This is a genomic window from Pseudomonas sp. AB39(2026) (assembly GCF_059831485.1).
On record NZ_CP195212.1, the window covers coordinates 2,494,910 to 2,512,255 of the forward strand.

Annotated in this window: 16 protein-coding genes and 1 pseudogene; 2 read left to right on the forward strand and 15 right to left on the reverse strand. The window is 59.9% G+C overall.

The window, feature by feature from the left end; translation table 11 throughout:
• Window positions 1–6: 6 nt before the first annotated feature.
• From ACSAMW_RS11330 to ACSAMW_RS11350, 5 genes are read right to left on the reverse strand one after another with little or no spacing between them, the layout of a single operon-like run.
• A complete protein-coding gene (locus tag ACSAMW_RS11330; RefSeq protein WP_500590419.1) occupies window positions 7–3,228 on the reverse strand; it encodes a pilus assembly protein in 3,222 nt (1,073 codons plus the stop codon).
• Window positions 3,209–3,712: a pilus assembly PilX family protein gene (locus ACSAMW_RS11335; RefSeq protein ID WP_500590420.1), complete on the reverse strand. Its 504-nt coding sequence runs from the start codon at window positions 3,710–3,712 to the stop codon at window positions 3,209–3,211. Before ACSAMW_RS11335 ends, ACSAMW_RS11330 begins: the two co-directional genes overlap by 20 nt.
• Window positions 3,709–4,434 carry a PilW family protein gene (locus ACSAMW_RS11340; protein WP_500590421.1) on the reverse strand — a complete coding sequence of 242 codons (726 nt, stop codon included), beginning with the start codon at window positions 4,432–4,434 and terminating at the stop codon, window positions 3,709–3,711. The genes ACSAMW_RS11335 and ACSAMW_RS11340 overlap by 4 nt, the downstream gene beginning before the upstream one ends.
• Window positions 4,431–4,910 carry a type IV pilus modification protein PilV gene (gene pilV / locus ACSAMW_RS11345; RefSeq protein WP_500590422.1) on the reverse strand — a complete coding sequence of 160 codons (480 nt, stop codon included), beginning with the start codon at window positions 4,908–4,910 and terminating at the stop codon, window positions 4,431–4,433. Before pilV ends, ACSAMW_RS11340 begins: the two co-directional genes overlap by 4 nt.
• Window positions 4,904–5,389, reverse strand: coding sequence for a GspH/FimT family pseudopilin (locus tag ACSAMW_RS11350; protein ID WP_500590423.1), 486 nt, complete (start codon window positions 5,387–5,389; stop codon window positions 4,904–4,906). Before ACSAMW_RS11350 ends, pilV begins: the two co-directional genes overlap by 7 nt.
• Window positions 5,390–5,521: 132 nt before the next feature.
• On the opposite strand from ACSAMW_RS11350, the gene ACSAMW_RS11355 reads away from it, so the two are divergent.
• The gene (locus ACSAMW_RS11355) at window positions 5,522–6,058 is read left to right on the forward strand and encodes a GspH/FimT family pseudopilin (RefSeq protein ID WP_500590424.1); all 537 of its coding nucleotides are present in this window, start codon (window positions 5,522–5,524) and stop codon (window positions 6,056–6,058) included.
• Here the strand turns inward: ACSAMW_RS11355 and ispH are convergent.
• From ispH to murJ, 6 genes and pseudogenes are all read right to left on the reverse strand, one after another.
• Window positions 6,051–6,998, reverse strand: coding sequence for a 4-hydroxy-3-methylbut-2-enyl diphosphate reductase (ispH, locus tag ACSAMW_RS11360; protein ID WP_500590425.1), 948 nt, complete (start codon window positions 6,996–6,998; stop codon window positions 6,051–6,053). The genes ACSAMW_RS11355 and ispH overlap by 8 nt on opposite strands.
• 35 nt (window positions 6,999–7,033) lie before the next feature.
• Window positions 7,034–7,471, reverse strand: coding sequence for an FKBP-type peptidyl-prolyl cis-trans isomerase (locus ACSAMW_RS11365; RefSeq protein WP_500590426.1), 438 nt, complete (start codon window positions 7,469–7,471; stop codon window positions 7,034–7,036).
• Window positions 7,464–7,976 (reverse strand): signal peptidase II, encoded by a 513-nt coding sequence (gene lspA / locus ACSAMW_RS11370; RefSeq protein ID WP_500590427.1) that lies wholly within the window; start codon window positions 7,974–7,976, stop codon window positions 7,464–7,466. The genes ACSAMW_RS11365 and lspA overlap by 8 nt, the downstream gene beginning before the upstream one ends.
• Window positions 7,969–10,800: an isoleucine--tRNA ligase gene (gene ileS, locus ACSAMW_RS11375; protein WP_500590428.1), complete on the reverse strand. Its 2,832-nt coding sequence runs from the start codon at window positions 10,798–10,800 to the stop codon at window positions 7,969–7,971. Before ileS ends, lspA begins: the two co-directional genes overlap by 8 nt.
• Window positions 10,797–11,748 (reverse strand): annotated as a pseudogene (gene ribF / locus ACSAMW_RS11380) (bifunctional riboflavin kinase/FAD synthetase). Before ribF ends, ileS begins: the two are co-directional and overlap by 4 nt.
• Window positions 11,749–11,869: 121 nt before the next feature.
• Window positions 11,870–13,408 carry a murein biosynthesis integral membrane protein MurJ gene (gene murJ / locus ACSAMW_RS11385; RefSeq protein WP_500590429.1) on the reverse strand — a complete coding sequence of 513 codons (1,539 nt, stop codon included), beginning with the start codon at window positions 13,406–13,408 and terminating at the stop codon, window positions 11,870–11,872.
• A gap of 196 nt (window positions 13,409–13,604) precedes the next feature.
• Between murJ and rpsT the strand changes: the two genes are divergently transcribed.
• The gene (gene rpsT / locus ACSAMW_RS11390) at window positions 13,605–13,883 is read left to right on the forward strand and encodes a 30S ribosomal protein S20 (protein WP_168084077.1); all 279 of its coding nucleotides are present in this window, start codon (window positions 13,605–13,607) and stop codon (window positions 13,881–13,883) included.
• 110 nt (window positions 13,884–13,993) lie between these two features.
• Here rpsT and ACSAMW_RS11395 read toward each other — a convergent pair whose 3' ends face one another.
• From ACSAMW_RS11395 to rpmA, 4 genes are all read right to left on the reverse strand, one after another.
• Window positions 13,994–14,455: a CreA family protein gene (locus tag ACSAMW_RS11395; RefSeq protein WP_500590430.1), complete on the reverse strand. Its 462-nt coding sequence runs from the start codon at window positions 14,453–14,455 to the stop codon at window positions 13,994–13,996.
• A gap of 8 nt (window positions 14,456–14,463) precedes the next feature.
• A complete protein-coding gene (gene proB / locus ACSAMW_RS11400; RefSeq protein ID WP_500590431.1) occupies window positions 14,464–15,582 on the reverse strand; it encodes a glutamate 5-kinase in 1,119 nt (372 codons plus the stop codon).
• 76 nt (window positions 15,583–15,658) lie between these two features.
• Window positions 15,659–16,879 (reverse strand): Obg family GTPase CgtA, encoded by a 1,221-nt coding sequence (gene cgtA / locus ACSAMW_RS11405; protein ID WP_500590432.1) that lies wholly within the window; start codon window positions 16,877–16,879, stop codon window positions 15,659–15,661.
• A gap of 187 nt (window positions 16,880–17,066) precedes the next feature.
• Window positions 17,067–17,324 carry a 50S ribosomal protein L27 gene (gene rpmA / locus ACSAMW_RS11410; protein WP_040261664.1) on the reverse strand — a complete coding sequence of 86 codons (258 nt, stop codon included), beginning with the start codon at window positions 17,322–17,324 and terminating at the stop codon, window positions 17,067–17,069.
• Window positions 17,325–17,346 lie beyond the last annotated feature (22 nt).

Genomic DNA, 17,346 nt, shown 5'->3' on the forward strand with positions numbered 1-17,346 from the left:
TTGCCTCTACTGAATTTGTCGCCACATGATGCGCCTGTTGGGCGCATTTTCCCCATCAGAAGAAGGGGGGTCAGTAGGAAGGTCTGTGGGCTTGGAGCCACCCTTCTCGTCAATCTTGTCTGCCACACCGCCTGACGTGTTGACGATCTTGCTGTCCCTGCCGTTATCACCTTCAACGATAGAGTTGAGCGTGGGAATCCCCGAGCTGTAGGTTTTGCCGGCTGACATAAGGTCGTTGCCGTCCACCACGCCATCGCCGTTGGTATCGATTACGGCGTAGTTGAGCATGCCGCCACTCAAGGCATCGAGCTCCACCAGCCTGCCATAACCCTGGCTGGCACAAGGGTCTGTGATGTCGACCCCGGCGGTCGTGAATACGATGCGCCCTCGGGTATAGGCGGCCTGATAGATTACGCGTTCGCCTATCAAGGTGTTGTTATAGCTCAGCGGCAGGTACCAACCACTCTTGTTCGTATAGTCCACCGTGTTCTGTGACACCCTCAGGTATTGCCCTCCCGTTGAGCTGAAGGCTCCAGTAATGGACTGCGCCTGCAGGTTGTTCACAACCAGGTTGCCGGCACCTGAGGTCGCATCCAACACCCCGTAGAACGCTTGGGTCGCGCTGGTCGTTTTGTCGGTGTTTTCCAGCAGCTTGCCGGTACCGAAGTACACCATGCGGCCCTTGCCACTCAGGTTGGTGACAAAGGGTTGTGCGGTAATGGGCTGACTGGTGCCACCCGGTGCTGTGAACAAGGGGTTGCCAGAGAAGGCAACTTTCCAACCCGATGTGGCTGTGCTGGTAAGGTCGAATTTCCACATCCGCCCTTTCAGGTCCCCGCCGTAGGCTGCCTGAACCACGTTATTGCCATTGACCACCAGCCTTACCGAGGACAGGCCGTTGTCAGTCTCGCTTTTGTTGATCACGATCTTTTGAATCAGCGAGCCATCCGCCACATTCACTACATACAGTGCAGCCACGCCTGTGTTACTGCCAAAGCCATTACCAATAAATGCCGCCCAGGTACCGTCTGCCAGGCGCGCAACCTCGGGCTTGGCGTAGGCATATCCCAGGTCGTTGAAAGCGTCGGTCGCAGAGGCCGTAGCCGGGGCTCGAATTTCCCACAGGGCCTTGATGTCATTGCCCGTGCCCGCGTCGAACAGTTGCAGTGCATAAAACGCTTTGGCCGCCCCGCCCGTTCCGCCAAAAGCGATGGTTTTCCATGTGTTACCTGGCTTGGCGTCGAACACGGCCAGTTGACCGTCGTTCAAAAACTTGTGGGACGTGCCATTGATATAGGTGGGGTCTTCAACTGTGACCAAGCCAGGCAAGGTGGTAGAGGGCAGATACCCGTAACGACGAGCGCCCGTGGTGGCGTTGAGCACATGGGTAAAGCCGTCATTGGCGTTTACCAACAGAGTGCCTGTCATGTTGGCAGCTTTGTTGGTGGTGTAGGTGCTGTAACTGTAGTCCCCAGGGGTGTCTGATGCCGTCTTGTCCGAGCCAGCGGCCAGTACCACAGGTGAATTAATAATATCCCCCATCAGTACAGCACGGGTTCTCAGGCCATTCTTGTTTGTGCCCTTCAGCCATTCGATCAGGTCTGCACCTGTCACCCCAGCCCCGGTTGTATTACGCGTGCTAAGGCTGGCGAGGCTGCTGGTCAACGCACTCTGCTGTGCGGCAGAGAAGTTACCGTAGGCCAAGGTAATCGGCACGTTGGTGGCCGTGTTCCATGACTCGAGCGTTCCGTTGGCGTTCCCTACGGCCATGGTGGTGTTGGTCGTCCACTTGGGCGTACCGGCGGTGTCCAGGCCCCCATCGCTGTCAAAGGCATAGGCACGGATCAGGCCTCGCCAGTCGGAGGGGTCATACAGGCCCTGGTAATAGAAGTTGGCGTTGTAGGTGGTGGAAGAGGCTGTAGTTCCGCCGCCTCCAGAGCCTGACTGGGAACTGATGTCGTTCAATGCCTGCGTCAGCACGGCGGTCAGGGTGGCGCTGTCGGTGGCTTGGTAGTACTTGCCATGCCCATAACCAGCGGCATCGGACAGCATCTGGTTGGCGGCCGTAAAACCGACGGTGTAGGTCACGATGTTTTGTTGAGGAAAGTCGGTAGCGTCCCAACTTTTCCCGGCAAGGTCGGTACCGTTGTTACTGTTGGCCGCTGTTCTCAGGTCGATGTCGTAAGTGAACTTGGCAAGGTCATCCAGGTAGAGGGTGTCCCCTTCATCGTCTCCGGTAGGGTCTGCCCCGTCATTGTTCACGTTGTCCCAGTTCGGTAGCTTGTTGGCGGAGGTCACTGCCGGGTCATTGGTGGGGAACGTACGGTCGTAGGTGGGCAACCCATCGGTAATGACTACACCAAAGTTTCGCTGGCAGCGGTACTGGATAGGGCTGGTATAGGTGGTGGGCGAGCTGTTGTAGAACGGCGTCATCCCCCTGAAATACCGGGAAATCTCGTAGTAGGTTTCGGCCAGCGGCGTGTTGGCAATTGCGCCCAGCCCACTGATGGAACTGAGCAGATTGTTGTAGTTGGTGTTCGCCTGGGTGCTAGTGGTAGAGCTAGTGGCCTGCAGGTCCGAGATCACACGAGCGATATAACCACCAGGGCCCCGGTCGCTGCTGCTAGGCGGGTTGAACGTAGCCAGGCCCATGCGCAAGCCGCGGTTGGCGGTCACCAGCGAGGTGGATACCGTGCGCGCGACGTTGATGCGATAGTCGTTAGGGATACTGCCGTCAGTGTAGTCCTTGATGTTGACCGAGTTGGGCAGCAAGCCAATGAGGTAGGAAATGTACCGTGTGGAATAGCGGGTGTTCTCGTTACCTACCGGGTCCGGCAGTTTCAGGCAGATCCTGGAGCCCTGGTTGTAGCGGTAGAACCCATAATACCCAGCGCCGCAACCGCCCTGGAACAAACCGCTGAGTATCAGGTTTTCGCTGGTCATGTCCTGGGCGGAAATGTAGTTGCAGTCGCTGTCACGGGTACAGGCATACAATTGTGTACGCGCCACTGACTGGTCGAACGCGAGTGCCCGGATTACGTTGTTCATACTGCCGGAGTCGTCCACCAGCAGCATTACGTTGGGCGGTACTGCTGCGGAGCTCAATAAGGGCGCGGTAGCAGGCGTAAAGGCAGCATAGGCAGGCACGGAAATATACAGCCCCAGCAGCATACCGATGGCGACTGCACGCAGGCGCGCCAGCCGCTGTTTAATTGCAGTTTTTCGCATAAATGCTCTCCAGCACGGTACGCGCGTTACCGGCTACGCCCAGGCTCGTAATGCGGTACATATCCGTACTCTGGGTGGCGCTTCCTGCAACTACACAGTTGAGGGCGTCCTTGCTGCTACCTAGAAACTGCACGGCATACACCCCACTCGTACCGGCCTGTACCCAGAGCACGTTATCCTTTCGCCCCGCCACAGCAGTATCAGGAGGACTAGGCGGCGCACAGGCATTGCCGCAGGGTGGCAGCTGATAATCACTTTTGCTTACAGCCCTTTCACCCAGGCGAAGCGCGGCCTCTGCCGCCTGGAAAGACTGGTTGCGGAATTGCACGCCGCTGCTCATCTTTTCCTGCAGGGTGGAATTCTGCATGGAGCTCAAGCCGACCAAGGTCAGCAGCAGCAGGAAAATCAAGGCAATGATCAAAGCCATGCCTTGTTCTGCCTTGGCCTTCACTAAGGTGCTTGAGCACAGGCGCAGGTTCCTCATGGCAGACGGTTCCGTAGTGCTGCCACAACAGAGTAGGTCTGGTTACGAGTAGTGTTTGCAGGGTCTGTGAGGGTAAGCGTCAAGCGCAGGGTACGTATTTTTCCCATATCGGCCTTGTTCACAACCGTCACATAACGGGTAACCGTGCTGCCAGTGTCATCCGCAGCCAGGCCAAAGCGTACCTGGAAGTCAAAAACATTATTTATCAGGGCCTGCTGGCCCCCTGGCGCGCCTGTCCAAATCTGATTGTTGCGAAACGAATAGGTTACCTGGCGCAATGGGAAGGCGATTTGGCCAGCGGGGACGACCGGCGCGCCTTCGAATGCCTGTGCTGAGCTCTTGCAGTCGGTAACGATGGTCCAGGCAGGCGCAGTACCCGCGGCCCCTACATCGGCTGTTATCAGGACTAGGCGGTTGCCATTGGCGTTGTCCACAACCCAGTTGACCGGCATGGCCTTCGCGTCGGTAAAAGGCGCAGGGTTGTTACTGGGGGGGGTAATGTCATTCAAGCAACCGAACATGCCAGTCATGCGAATCTCCTGGCTCATGCGGCTGAGCAGGTAGCGGGCATCTTCCTGCATGGCCGAGGAGGCGTTTTGGGTCAGGTAGGTGTTCTTGGCGGAGATGAATGTCTGCGTCACCCCCAGTACGATGATCAAGCCCAGCACCAAGGCGACCATCAGCTCGATCAGGGTAAGCCCGCGCTGGTTATGTAAGTTCATTGAGGCTCAACCCCATCCGCGCCTACTCGGCTGGTAAGCACAAAGGTTTGCGTCACCGCGTCGTTCGAACTCTTGCCGCCCGCCGTTACTGTTTTGACAGCACGGGTGTCGTCCCAGGTGATGGTGATGATGTACCGGGTTCTATCCGTCAGCTTGATGCTGATAGGGTCCTTGCCGCCAATGGCCGTAATAGCCTTGTTGAAATCCATAAGGTCTTGCATGGCTATCACCGACGAAGTGTCACCTGTTGGCAGCGCCCCCATGTTATCCACGTTATAAGCACCGGTAGGGTTTGCACGAATCCGGTCCATCATGTCGTAGGCAATGAAACTGGCTTGAGTACGCAAGGCCGAACTGTCGGTATATTTCAGCGCGTTAAGCTGCAAGGCGGCGGCGCCCAGCAAGGCAATGGTCATGACCAATAACGCGACCAATACCTCGATCAACGAGATGCCTGACTGCCGTTGATTCAGCATCCGGCGATTGCTCCATTGGGAACCACACGGCCATTCACGCACACCAGCACGGTTCGAACCACGGTGCCGTTGGTGTATTTGAGAACGGTTTGCTCAGCGGGCACCGCCAAGGCACCTAAACTATTGAATTCCACAAAGTCAGGAACCGTGGTGCCTGCGGCAATGGTAAGCGTGGGAGTACCGCCCAGCCCGGGCACAAGGCGCAGCTTTTTAGGTTCGGCGCATTCCATGCACTGCACTAACAGGTCGCCCTTCCACACCCCTGTATTGACAGGCGCAACACGCACCCTTAGCCCACGGTTGATGGCTTCCAGCCGGGCATAACTTAGTGCGCGCGCGATCTCGGCGGTGTCCGCTTCGCCACGGTTACGGGCAATAAGGCCGGTAAAGCCGGGCACAACCATGGTGATGCCGATGACCAGCACCGCAATGGTGACCAACAGCTCAACGAGCGTAAACCCCTTGTTACCGTGCTGCATTGGACTCTCTCCCTCGATGCACTGACTATAAACCAGCTCCGGCACCGGACCACTGCCCAAAGCATATACGGTTATTTCGGAGTGTTCAGCGCAGGGAAGCGCTGCTTACGGATTATTTCAAGGAAGACACCCATGGCCCTCCATCATCTGTATCAGCGGGGTTTTACTTTACTTGAGCTATTGATTGCGGTGGCGTTGCTGGCGACCTTGGCAAGGCTGGCCGCGCCAGGCTTCAAAACATTGGTAAGCAATCAGCAAAGGCAGGTATTTGCCAATGAATTGGCCAGCGGGTTGCGGATGGCGCGTGTGGAAGCAGTCACGCGCAATCGTACAGTGATCGTTCAGGCCATTGGAGGGGATTGGCGCAACGGCTGGAAAATTATTGCTGATGAAACCGGAAAGGGGCCAGAGGACCCGCGCAACCCAATTATTGCAGTAAGCGAAGGAAATGCCCGTTTCCAGGTGATTGCCAGCAAGACCATGCAAACCCAGATCGCCTTCAACTACCTAGGCATCCCTCGCGCACTTAGCCAGGCAGCCCTGAATGGTTCGGTCCACCTCTGTGGTGCCTCGGCCAGCGACCGGCATTACCGTGTCGTGCTTGCCCGCTCGGGCAGGGTGCGGGTCGCTACCTCCCCAGGAGACACCTCACCCTGCCCCCTCAACTAAGCGTTTTCACCCGCAGCTCCTTGGGCATCGAAAACGTTACGTTCTCCTCGCGGCCAGCCAGCTCGTCTGCGCCGGTGGCACCCCACGCTTGGAGCTGCTGGATCACGCCACGCACCAGCACTTCCGGCGCCGAGGCGCCTGCTGTGATGCCGATGCGACCTATGCCGTCGAACCAGGCCTGGTGCAGGTCTTCGGCGCCGTCGATCAGGTAGGCCGGGGTGCCCATACGCTCGGCCAGCTCGCGCAGGCGGTTGGAGTTGGAGCTGTTGGGGCTGCCGACCACCAGTACCACGTCGCATTCATCCGCCAGCTGCTTGACCGCGTCCTGGCGGTTCTGGGTGGCGTAGCAGATGTCGTCCTTGCGCGGCCCGCCGATGTTGGGGAAGCGGCTGCGCAGCGCATCGATTACCCGGCTGGTATCGTCCATGGACAAGGTGGTCTGGGTCACGAACGCCAGGTTGTTCGGGTCTCGCACTTGCAGGGCAGCCACGTCAGCCTCATCTTCGACCAGGTAGATAGCGCCGCCGTTGCTGGCGTCGTACTGGCCCATGGTGCCTTCTACTTCCGGGTGGCCTTCGTGGCCGATCAGAATGGTTTCACGCCCGTCGCGGCTGTAGCGAGCCACTTCGATGTGCACCTTGGTCACCAGTGGGCAGGTGGCATCGAACACCTTCAAGCCCCGGCCAGCCGCTTCATGGCGTACGGCCTGGGACACACCATGGGCGCTGAAGATCACGATGACGTCGTCTGGCACCTGCTCCAGCTCTTCAACGAAAATGGCGCCACGGCTGCGCAGGTCTTCAACCACGAACTTGTTGTGCACCACTTCATGACGCACGTAGATCGGCGGCCCGAACACTTCCAGCGCCCGGTTCACGATTTCGATGGCTCGGTCCACGCCCGCGCAGAAGCCACGGGGGTTGGCGAGTTTGATGTGCATGCTGGGCTCCGCGGCGCTGGGCCTGTTGAATAGGCTCAAAGAGCCTTTACGTCGATGATCTGGACTTCAAACCGCAATGGCTTGCCTGCCAGCGGGTGGTTGAAGTCTACCGTCACCTGCTGGTTGTCGAAGGCCTTTACGATGCCCGGCAATTCGGTATTGGCCGCATCGTTGAAGATCACCAGCAGGCCTTCGGCCAGCTCCATGCCGTCGAACTGGTTGCGTGGCATCACCTGAACGTTCTGGGGGTTGGGCTGGCCAAAGGCGTTTTCTGGCGGCACTGTCAGGTCACGCTTGTCACCAGCCTTGAGGCCGAACAACGCGTTCTCAAAACCCGGCAACAAGTTGCCATCGCCTACTTTAAAGGTGGCGGGCGCCTTGTCGAAGGTGCTGTCCACGGTGTTGCCGTCTTCCAGGTGCAGTGCGAAGTGAAGAGTCACTTCGGTGTGCTGGCCGATACGAATGTCACCCATGAACGGCTTCTCCGGTTTTCTTGCCCTTGAACATGTCCAGCGCCAGCATGATCGCGCCTACGGTAATGGCACTGTCTGCCAGGTTGAAGGCTGGGAAGTACCAGCGCTTCTCCCAATGAACCAAAACGAAGTCGATCACATGGCCCAGCACGATACGGTCGTACAGGTTGCCAATGGCACCGCCCAGCACCAGGGCCAGCGCAATGGCCAGCCAGGTGTCGGCGCGGCCCAGCCGCTTGAGCCACACCATCAGCGCCACGCTGACCACGATGGCGATCAGCGCGAACAACCAGCGCTGCCAGCCAGAGCTGTCAGCCAGGAAGCTGAAAGCCGCGCCTGTGTTGTAGGCCAGGGTCCAGCTGAAGTAGTTGGGAATCACCACAATTTGCTGGTACAGCTCCAGGGTGTTCTCGAAATACCACTTGGTGGCCTGGTCCAGCACCACCACCAGCACGCTTAGCCAGAGCCAAGCCAGGCGCCCGAAGCGCCCCGCCATATCAGGCATAGTGGCGCACCTCGCCTGCCGTGGTGATGTTGGTCACACAACGGCCGCAGATGTCCGGGTGCTCGGCATTGGCGCCTACGTCTTCGACGAAATGCCAGCAACGGGCACACTTGGTGTTGGTGGACTTGACCACCTTGAGCTTCAACCCGGCCACATCAGTGACTACGGCATCGGCCGGCGCAGCTGCCAGCGGGGCCAACGTAGCCTTGGACGTGATCAGCACGAAGCGCAGCTCGTTGCCCAGTTTGCTCAAGTCGCCAGAAACGGCCTCGTCGGTGTACAGGGTCACTTCGGCTTGCAGGTTACCGCCAATGGCCTTGGCCGCGCGCTGGTTTTCCAGCTCCTTGTTGACCGACGCCTTGACCGCCATCACGCTGTCCCAGAACGCACGGTTCAGCTCGATGCCGTCTGGCAGCTCGGTAAGGCCGATGTACGGGCCGTTGAGCATCACGGACTCGTTGCGCTCACCTGGCAGGTAGCTCCAGATCTCATCGGCCGTGAAGGCCAGGATAGGCGCGACCCAGCGCACCAGGGCCTCGGCAATGTGGTACAGGGCAGTCTGGCAGGAACGGCGCGCCACGCTGTCTGCGGGCGTGGTGTATTGCCGGTCCTTGATGATGTCCAGGTAGAAACCGCCCAACTCCTGCACGCAGAAGTTGTGCACCTTGGAGTACACGTTCCAGAAGCGGTAGGTAGCGTAATGCTCTTCCAGCTCACGCTGAAGCAGCAGGGCACGGTCCACCGCCCAACGGTCCAGGGCCAGCATCTGGTCCGGTGGCAACAGGTCGCGTGCCGGGTCAAAGCCACTGAGGTTGGAAAGCAGGAAGCGCGCGGTGTTGCGGATACGCCGGTAGGCGTCGGCACTGCGCTGCAGGATCTGCTCGGACACCGCCATTTCGCCGGAGTAGTCGGTAGAAGCGACCCACAGGCGCATGATGTCAGCGCCCAGCGTGTCACTGATCTTCTGCGGCGCCACCGTGTTGCCCAGGGATTTGGACATCTTGCGGCCGTTCTCGTCCACGGTGAAGCCATGGGTGAGCAATTCGCGGTAGGGCGCGTGGTCGTCGATGGCACAGCCCGTCAGCAATGACGAGTGGAACCAGCCACGGTGCTGGTCGCTGCCTTCCAGGTACAGGTCCGCACGCGGCCCCTGTTCGTGGCCCATGGGGTGCGAACCGCGCAGCACGTGCCAGTGGGTGGTACCGGAGTCGAACCACACGTCCAGGGTGTCGCTGATCTTCTCGTAATCAGCCGCCTCGGCGCCCAATACATCAGTGGCATCCAGCTTGAACCAGGCTTCGATACCCTGTTGTTCCACGCGCTGAGCCACGGTTTCCATCAGCTCGACGGTACGCGGGTGCAGTTCGCCGGTCTGCTTGTGCAGGAAGAACGGGATCGGCACACCCCAATTGCGCTGGCGCGAGATGCACCAGTCTGGCCGGTTGGCGATCATGGAGTGCAGGCGCGCCTGGCCCCAGTCCGGCACGAACTCGGTCTGTTCAATGGCTTTCAGGGCCCGCTGACGCAGGGTGTCGCCTTCCACAGGCTGTTTGTCCATACCCACGAACCACTGGGCGGTGGCGCGGTAGATCAGCGGGGTTTTGTGACGCCAGCAGTGCATGTAGCTGTGGTTGATGGTGTCCGAATGCACCAGCGCGCCCACGTCAGCGAGCTTCTCGACGATGGCTGCACCGGCTTTCCAGATGAACTGGCCGCCGAAGAACGGCAGGCTGTCCACGTACACACCGTTGCTTTGCACGGGGGTGAGGATGTCGTCGTTGTGCATGCCGTAGCGCTTGCAAGTCACGAAGTCGTCTTCGCCGTAGGCCGGGGCGGAGTGAACTACACCTGTACCGGCGCCCAGCTCTACGTACTCAGCCAGGTAGACCGGGGACAGGCGCTCGTAGAACGGGTGCTGGAACTGAATGTTTTCTAGTGCGGCGCCAGGCGCGCGGGCGATGATTTCGCCAGTGCGGCCGTAACGCTGCAGGCAGCTCTCCACCAGTTCCTCGGCCAACACCAGCAGGCGGTCACCTACATCCACCAAGGCATACACGAATTCAGGGTGAACGTTGAGTGCCTGGTTGGCCGGGATGGTCCACGGGGTGGTGGTCCAGATCACGATGGCAGCCGGCTTTTCCAGGCCTGGCAGGCCAAACGCGTCGGCCAATGCTGCCTGGTCGGCAATTGGGAACGCCACGTCGATGGTGGTGGACTTCTTGTCGGCGTATTCCACTTCGGCCTCGGCCAGGGCCGAGCCACAGTCGAAGCACCAGTTCACAGGCTTGAGGCCCTTGAACACGAAGCCATTGCGTACCATTTCGGCCAAGGCACGGATTTCACCGGCCTCGTTCACAAAGCTCATGGTTTTGTAAGGGTTGCTCCAGTCGCCCAGCACGCCCAGGCGGATAAAACCCGCCTTCTGCTCTTCGATTTGCTCGGCCGCATAGGCACGGCACAGCTCGCGGGTTTTATCGGCGGACAAACCTTTGCCGTGAGTGACTTCCACCTTGTGCTCGATCGGCAGGCCATGGCAATCCCAGCCCGGCACGTAGGGGGCGTCGAAGCCCGCCAGGGTGCGTGACCGCAGGATCATGTCCTTGAGGATCTTGTTCACCGCATGACCGATGTGAATGGCACCGTTGGCGTAGGGCGGGCCGTCGTGCAGGACGAACTTGGGCCGATCCTTGCCAGTTTCGCGCAGCTTCTGGTACAGGCCAATGCTGTCCCAGCGCTGCAGTATCTGCGGCTCGCGCTGCGGCAGGCCGGCCTTCATGGGGAAGGCGGTGTCCGGAAGGTTTAGCGTGGCTTTGTAATCGGTCATTTCAGGCTCTTCATTAGGCGGTTAGCCCTGCCAATGGGCACGGGCGGCGGCGACGTCCGCATCGATCGCCGACTTCAACGCCTCCAGTGAGGCGAAACGCTGCTCATCTCGCAGCTTCTGGTGGAATTCCACCGTCAAATGCCGGCCATACAGATCGCCAGCGAAGTCCAGCAGGTGTATTTCAAGATGCGGCCGGCCATCACCGGCCACAGAGGGGCGTACCCCTATATTGGCAACGCCGGGCCATGTACGGCCCTCTACAACCGTGCTGACCAAGTAAACGCCGGTAAAGGGCACACGGTGCCGCTTGAGCTGCACATTGGCCGTGGGCCAGCCCAGCTGACGCGCCAGCTTCTGGCCATGCAGTACGCGGCCAGTGATGCAGTACGGGCGGCCTAGCAATTGCCGGGCCTGGGCGAAATCAGCATTGGCCAGCGCTATGCGCACCTGCGTGCTGCTGACGCGAACCCCGCTCTCCTCTACCGTACGCGCGGCTTCCAGGGTAAAGCCGTGGGCGCGCCCGGCCTGGGCGAGAAAATCGAAATCTCCCAGGCGGTCGCAGCCGAAGCGAAAGTCGTCGCCAACCTCCAAATGCTTCACGCCAAGGCCGCGCACCAGGATGGCATCCACAAACTCGGCAGCCGTAAGGCTACGCAAGTGCTGATCGAAAGGCAGGCACAGCACTTGGTCCACACCTGCGGCAGCCAGCAACTGTACCTTTTCACGCAACCGCGTAAGGCGCGCTGGGGCCGCGCCGGGCGCAAAATACTCGCGCGGCTGCGGCTCGAAAATCACCACGCAACTGGGTACGCCAAGCTCACGAGCGCGTTCACGTAGGCGCTGAAGGATGGCTTGGTGCCCCCTGTGTACGCCGTCGAAGTTGCCTATGGTGGCAGCACAGCCCCGATGCTGGGGGCGCAGGTTGTGAAGGCCTCGGACCAACTGCATAGCGCGCTTCTTGCTCATAAAGTCGCCGATTATAACCATACCCGGCCGCCTACGACAGGCAACAGCACAGGCAGTGGGCCATGGGGTAATGAAACCGATATTCGGGCAGCGCTCCAGGTTTTCAATGCAGGCCCCGACGAGCGAACTGATGAAGGCGCATACCCATGGCCAGCAAGGCAATAAAGTAAGTGCCTGCGCCGGCGACTACCAATACCCCGAGGCGACCGAAACGCGCAAGCATGGTGCCATCCGCCCACGGCGGCATCACAGCCATCAGGCCGACCAATACCCCAGTCATGGCCAGCACGGCAATCCCGAGACGTATTAGGAAGCCTAGCCAGCCTGGCTGTGGCTGAAACAGTTTCTGGCGCCTTAGTTGCCAGTACAGCAAGCCCGCGTTCAGCGTCGCCCCACCGCTGATGGCCAAGGCCAGCCCAGCGTGTTTGAGTGGCCCGATCAAGGCCAGGTTGAGCAGTTGGGTTGCCAGCAGCGTCACCACTGCAATCTTGACGGGCGTTCGCAGGTTTTGCTGAGCATAAAACCCCGGCGCCAGCACTTTAATCAGGATGATGCCCAGCAGCCCCACAGAATAGGCCACCAGCGCTCGCTGGGTCATGGCGGCGTCGAAAGCGTCGAAACGGCCATACTGGAACAGTGCAACGGTGAGCGGCTCTGCCAGCAACCCCAGCGCGATGGCGCAGGGCAGCACCAGCAGAAAGCACAAGCGCAGGCCCCAGTCCAGAATGCGTGAATACTCGTGCCGGTCCTTGTTGGCGTAGGTGCGCGCCAGGGTGGGCAGCAGAATGGTGCCCAGTGCCACGCCCAGTACGCCGGACGGGAGTTCCATCAAGCGGTCGGCGTAATACATCCACGACACCGAGCCGGCCACCAGAAAGGAGGCAAAGACGGTGTTAATGATGAGGGAGATCTGACTGACCGACACTCCAAGGATGGCCGGCCCCATCTGCCTGAGCACCCGTCGGGCCCCGGAATGCTTGAGGCTGACGCGCGGCAGTACCAGCATGCCGACCTTGCGCAGGTGCGGCAGCTGGTACAGCAATTGCGCCAGGCCACCAGCCAGCACTGACCACGCCAAGGCCATCACCGGCGGGTGGAACAAAGGCGTCAGGAACAGCGCAAAGCCGATCATGGCCACGTTGAGCAATGTGGGCGTAAAGGCCGGCACCGAGAAGCGGTTCCAGGTATTAAGAATGGCCCCCGCCAGCGATGACAGCGAAATGAGCACTATATAGGGGAAGGTGACCCTGAGCAGCGATGTGGTGAGTTCGAACTTTTCCGGCGTGTCTGCAAACCCTGGCGCAGTGACATAAATGACCCAGGGCGCGGCGAGCATGCCCAGGGCGGTTACCACAGCGAGCGCCAGGGTAAGCAGGCCTGCCACGTAGGCCGTGAAAGTTCGCGCCGCCTCATCCCCCTGCTGCTGGCGGTACTCGGCCAGGATAGGCACAAAGGCTTGGGAGAAAGCGCCCTCGGCAAAGATACGGCGCAGCAGGTTGGGCAGCTTGAAGGCAATGAAGAAGGCATCAGTTGCCAGCCCGGCACCGAAGATCCGCGCCACCAGGGTGTCGCGTACGAAGCCCAGCACACGGGAAATCATGGTGATGGAGCTGACCGCAGCCAGGGACTTGAGCAGGTTCATAAGGAAGGAGTGCCGCTGCGCCAAAAAGCCGAAAGTGTACAGGGCTTGCGTAGCAAGGAAAGGTTTTCTGTAAGCTGCCGTTCGTCCTGCCAGTTGAGTAATCTCACCGCTACCGCCCTTGACATTAGCTCGGCGCATGGGCATGATTCGCGCCCTATTTGTTTGCTATTACCCAAGTCTTTCGAGGAGCTCGACGGTGGCCAACTCACCTTCCGCCAAAAAACGCGCAAAACAGGCTGAGAAGCGTCGCAGCCACAACGCCAGCCTGCGTTCCATGGTTCGTACCTACATCAAGAACGTAGTCAAGGCAATCGACAGCAAAGACGCCGAGAAAGCGCAAGCTGCCTACACCCTGGCCGTGCCTGTTATCGACCGTATGGCCGACAAGGGCATCATTCACAAGAACAAGGCCGCTCGCCACAAGAGCCGCCTGAATGGTCACGTGAAGGCCCTGAATCTGGCTGCTGCCGCCTGAGCATGCTGATTCAAGAAAACCGACCCTAGGGTCGGTTTTTTATTGCGTGTTGCAAATGTCAGGCGCCAACGCTGGGCGCAGCACCTGACAAGTCTTAGTAAGCGACCCGCCTAGCGAACCGGCCAAGGCAAAATCGGAATAGCCGTCACGGCATTTTGCGGGCTGCCTTCGATCATGCGGTCGCTGTACACCAGGTAAACCAGCGTGTTGCGCTTGGTATCGAAGAAGCGCACCACCTGCATCGTTTTGAACACCAGTGACGTACGCTCCTTGAACACCTCTTCCCCATCCTTCAACGGCTGGGCGAAACGAATGGCCCCCACCTGCCGACAGGCAATAGAAGCCTCGGCACGGTCTTCTGCCAGCCCCAGCCCACCTTTTACGCCGCCCGTCTTGGCCCGGGACAGGTAACAGGTCACGCCTTCAACCTTGGGATCATCGAAGGCCTCGACCACGATACGGTCATTAGGGCCTACAAACTTGAACACGGTCGACACTTCGCCCACCTGCTCGGCACTGGCCAGCACAGGGGCGAACGCCAGGCTCAAGAGCGCGAACTTCAATACATTCATTGTTTGCCTCATACCAGAATCAGGTTGTCGCGATGGATCAGTTCAGGCTCGGCCATATAACCCAGCACACCATGAATGGCATCCGACGGCAGGCCAATAATCCGCTGCGCCTCGGCGGCGCTGTAGTTGGTAAGCCCTCGGGCCACCTCCGACCCATCTGGCGCAAGGCAGACCACCATCTCGCCACGCCGGAAGCCCCCTTGTACGGACTTTACCCCCACCGGCAACAAGCTTTTGCTGGCCGCGCGCAGAGCCTGAACCGCCCCATCGTCCAGCTGAAGCGTGCCACGGGTTTGCAGGTGCCCGGCCAACCACTGCTTGCGCGCGGCCAGCATGCCCCGCTCCGGCGATAGCAAGGTACCCAACCGCTCGCCAGCCTTGAGCCGATCCAGCACGCGCTCGATACGCCCACCTACGATCAAGGTATGAGCGCCGGACCGCGCAGCCAGCCGTGCTGCACGAAGCTTGGTTTGCATGCCGCCGCGCCCCAAGGCCCCCCCAGTACCTCCCGCCACTGCATCCAGGCTGGGGTCATCGGCGCGGGCTTCGTAAATCAAGGTGGCATCCGGGTTGTGCCGCGGGTCTGCGTCAAACATGCCATCACGGTCCGTGAGGATCACCAGCAGGTCAGCCTCGACCAGGTTGGCCACCAGCGCTGCCAGGGTGTCGTTGTCCCCAAAACGGATTTCATCCGTGACGACCGTGTCGTTCTCGTTGATGACCGGAATCACCCCAAGCTCCACCAGCGCCCGTAGCGTACTGCGGGCATTGAGGTAACGCTTGCGGTCGGAAAGGTCGTCATGGGTGAGCAGAATCTGTGCGGTGCGGCGCTCGTGCTGAGCGAAGCTGGATTCCCAGGCCTGCACGAGCCCCATCTGCCCAATAGCCGCTGCGGCCTGCAGCTCATGCATGGCCGTAGGGCGCTGTACCCAACCCAGGCGGCTCATACCGGCGGCAACGGCACCTGAAGACACCAGCACCAGCTCCACGCCGGCCTCGTGCAAGGCCACCATCTGCTCAACCCATACCGCCATGGCTGCACGGTCCAGGCCTTTGCCATCGGCCGTCAGTAAGGCGCTGCCGATTTTCACGACCCAGCGCTGCGCACCTGTCACCTTGCTCCGCATGTTTCCTGTCCTTGCGTGCCAAACCCATCAACGAAAACGCCCCGAAACCGGGGCGTTGGTAGTGTACTGCAACCGATCAGTCGCGCACGTAAATGATTTCCGGGCCGTCGTCGTTGTCTTCTTCGTCCCAGTCGTCGTCATCGCCGATGTCGTGCACGCTTTTTACACCGGTACGGCGCAGGGCGCGAGCATCGTCCAAGGCCTGCAACTGCGCACGCGCCTCGTCTTCGATGCGCTGATCCAGCTCGGCCAGCTCCTCGGCAAAGCCAGCTTCTTCGGCAATGCGTTCGGCACGCAGCTCCAAATAGCGCATGATGTCGCGGCTAAGGCGTTCGGTGCCTTCCTTGGCCAGGGCAGAAATCACGTACACCGGGCCTTCCCACTGCAAGCGGTCCACCACTTCCTTCACCGCTGCTTCATGCTCTTCTTCGAGCAACTGGTCACACTTGTTCAACACCAGCCAGCGATCCCGCTCGGCCAGGGAAGGGCTGAATTTCACCAGTTCGTTCACGATCACTTCGGCAGCGTCTGCCGCGCTGCTGCCATCGAAGGGCGCCATGTCCACCAGGTGAAGCAGCAAGCGGGTACGTGCCAGGTGCTTTAGGAAGCGAATACCCAGGCCAGCACCGTCAGAAGCGCCTTCGATCAGGCCAGGAATGTCAGCAATGACGAAGCTTTTCCAGCGGTCCACGCTTACCACGCCCAGGTTTGGCACCAGGGTGGTAAAGGGGTAGTCGGCAACCTTCGGCTTCGCGGCAGAGACCGAGCGAATGAAGGTGCTCTTACCAGCATTGGGCAAGCCCAACAGGCCGACATCGGCCAGCACTTTCATTTCCAGCTTCAGGTCACGCTGGTCGCCCGGCTTGCCTGGTGTGGTTTGGCGCGGGGCGCGGTTGGTACTGGATTTGAAGCGGGTGTTGCCCAGGCCGTGCCAGCCTCCTTGAGCAACCATTAGCCGCTGGCCAGCCTTGACCAGGTCACCGATCACTTCCTGCGTGCTGGCATCGATCACCGTAGTGCCTACCGGTACACGCAATACCAGGTCCTCGCCCTTGGCACCGGTGCAATCGGTGCTGCCGCCGTTCTCGCCGCGCTGGGCATCGAAATGGCGGGTGTAGCGGTAATCCACAAGCGTATTGAGGTTCTCGTCGGCGATCATGTACACCGACCCACCGTCACCGCCGTCGCCACCGTTGGGACCGCCGTTTTCGATGAATTTTTCGCGGCGGAAGCTCATGCAACCATTACCGCCATCACCCGCCTTCACGCGAATGGATACTTCGTCTACAAACTTCATTAAAACCATGCCCCTCGCCCGAAGGCGAGCTTATAAGCCAGAAAACGTAAGGCTCTTGCAAAAATGAGCGCAGCGCCCCAATCAACGACCGAGAAAAATAGCGCTGGAGCTCAGGCAGACAGCTTTGCAAGAGACTCACAAACAAAAAAGCCCCGTCGCGAGACAGGGCTTTTCAGCGGGGTCGCGATCAGGCTGCGACGACGCTTACGTAACGACGGCCGAACGCACCTTTGACTTCGAACTTCACCACGCCTTCGACTTTAGCGAAGAGGGTGTGGTCCTTGCCAATGCCAACGCCGTAGCCGGCGTGGAACTGGGTGCCGCGCTGACGCACGATGATGTTACCGGCCTTGATGACCTGGCCGCCGAACATTTTCACGCCAAGGCGTTTACTTTCGGAATCGCGACCGTTACGGGTACTACCACCAGCTTTTTTGTGTGCCATGAGTTCAATACTCCAATGTGCG

Coding starts and splice junctions, on each gene's coding strand:
- ACSAMW_RS11330 (WP_500590419.1), bottom strand. CDS start 3,228: ATGCGAAAAACTGCAATTAAACAGCGGCTGGCGCGCCTGCGTGCAGTC.
- ACSAMW_RS11335 (WP_500590420.1), bottom strand. CDS start 3,712: ATGAGGAACCTGCGCCTGTGCTCAAGCACCTTAGTGAAGGCCAAGGCA.
- ACSAMW_RS11340 (WP_500590421.1), bottom strand. CDS start 4,434: ATGAACTTACATAACCAGCGCGGGCTTACCCTGATCGAGCTGATGGTC.
- pilV (WP_500590422.1), bottom strand. CDS start 4,910: ATGCTGAATCAACGGCAGTCAGGCATCTCGTTGATCGAGGTATTGGTC.
- ACSAMW_RS11350 (WP_500590423.1), bottom strand. CDS start 5,389: ATGCAGCACGGTAACAAGGGGTTTACGCTCGTTGAGCTGTTGGTCACC.
- ACSAMW_RS11355 (WP_500590424.1), top strand. CDS start 5,522: ATGGCCCTCCATCATCTGTATCAGCGGGGTTTTACTTTACTTGAGCTA.
- ispH (WP_500590425.1), bottom strand. CDS start 6,998: ATGCACATCAAACTCGCCAACCCCCGTGGCTTCTGCGCGGGCGTGGAC.
- ACSAMW_RS11365 (WP_500590426.1), bottom strand. CDS start 7,471: ATGGGTGACATTCGTATCGGCCAGCACACCGAAGTGACTCTTCACTTC.
- lspA (WP_500590427.1), bottom strand. CDS start 7,976: ATGCCTGATATGGCGGGGCGCTTCGGGCGCCTGGCTTGGCTCTGGCTA.
- ileS (WP_500590428.1), bottom strand. CDS start 10,800: ATGACCGATTACAAAGCCACGCTAAACCTTCCGGACACCGCCTTCCCC.
- murJ (WP_500590429.1), bottom strand. CDS start 13,408: ATGAACCTGCTCAAGTCCCTGGCTGCGGTCAGCTCCATCACCATGATT.
- ACSAMW_RS11395 (WP_500590430.1), bottom strand. CDS start 14,455: ATGAATGTATTGAAGTTCGCGCTCTTGAGCCTGGCGTTCGCCCCTGTG.
- proB (WP_500590431.1), bottom strand. CDS start 15,582: ATGCGGAGCAAGGTGACAGGTGCGCAGCGCTGGGTCGTGAAAATCGGC.
- cgtA (WP_500590432.1), bottom strand. CDS start 16,879: ATGAAGTTTGTAGACGAAGTATCCATTCGCGTGAAGGCGGGTGATGGC.
- rpmA (WP_040261664.1), bottom strand. CDS start 17,324: ATGGCACACAAAAAAGCTGGTGGTAGTACCCGTAACGGTCGCGATTCC.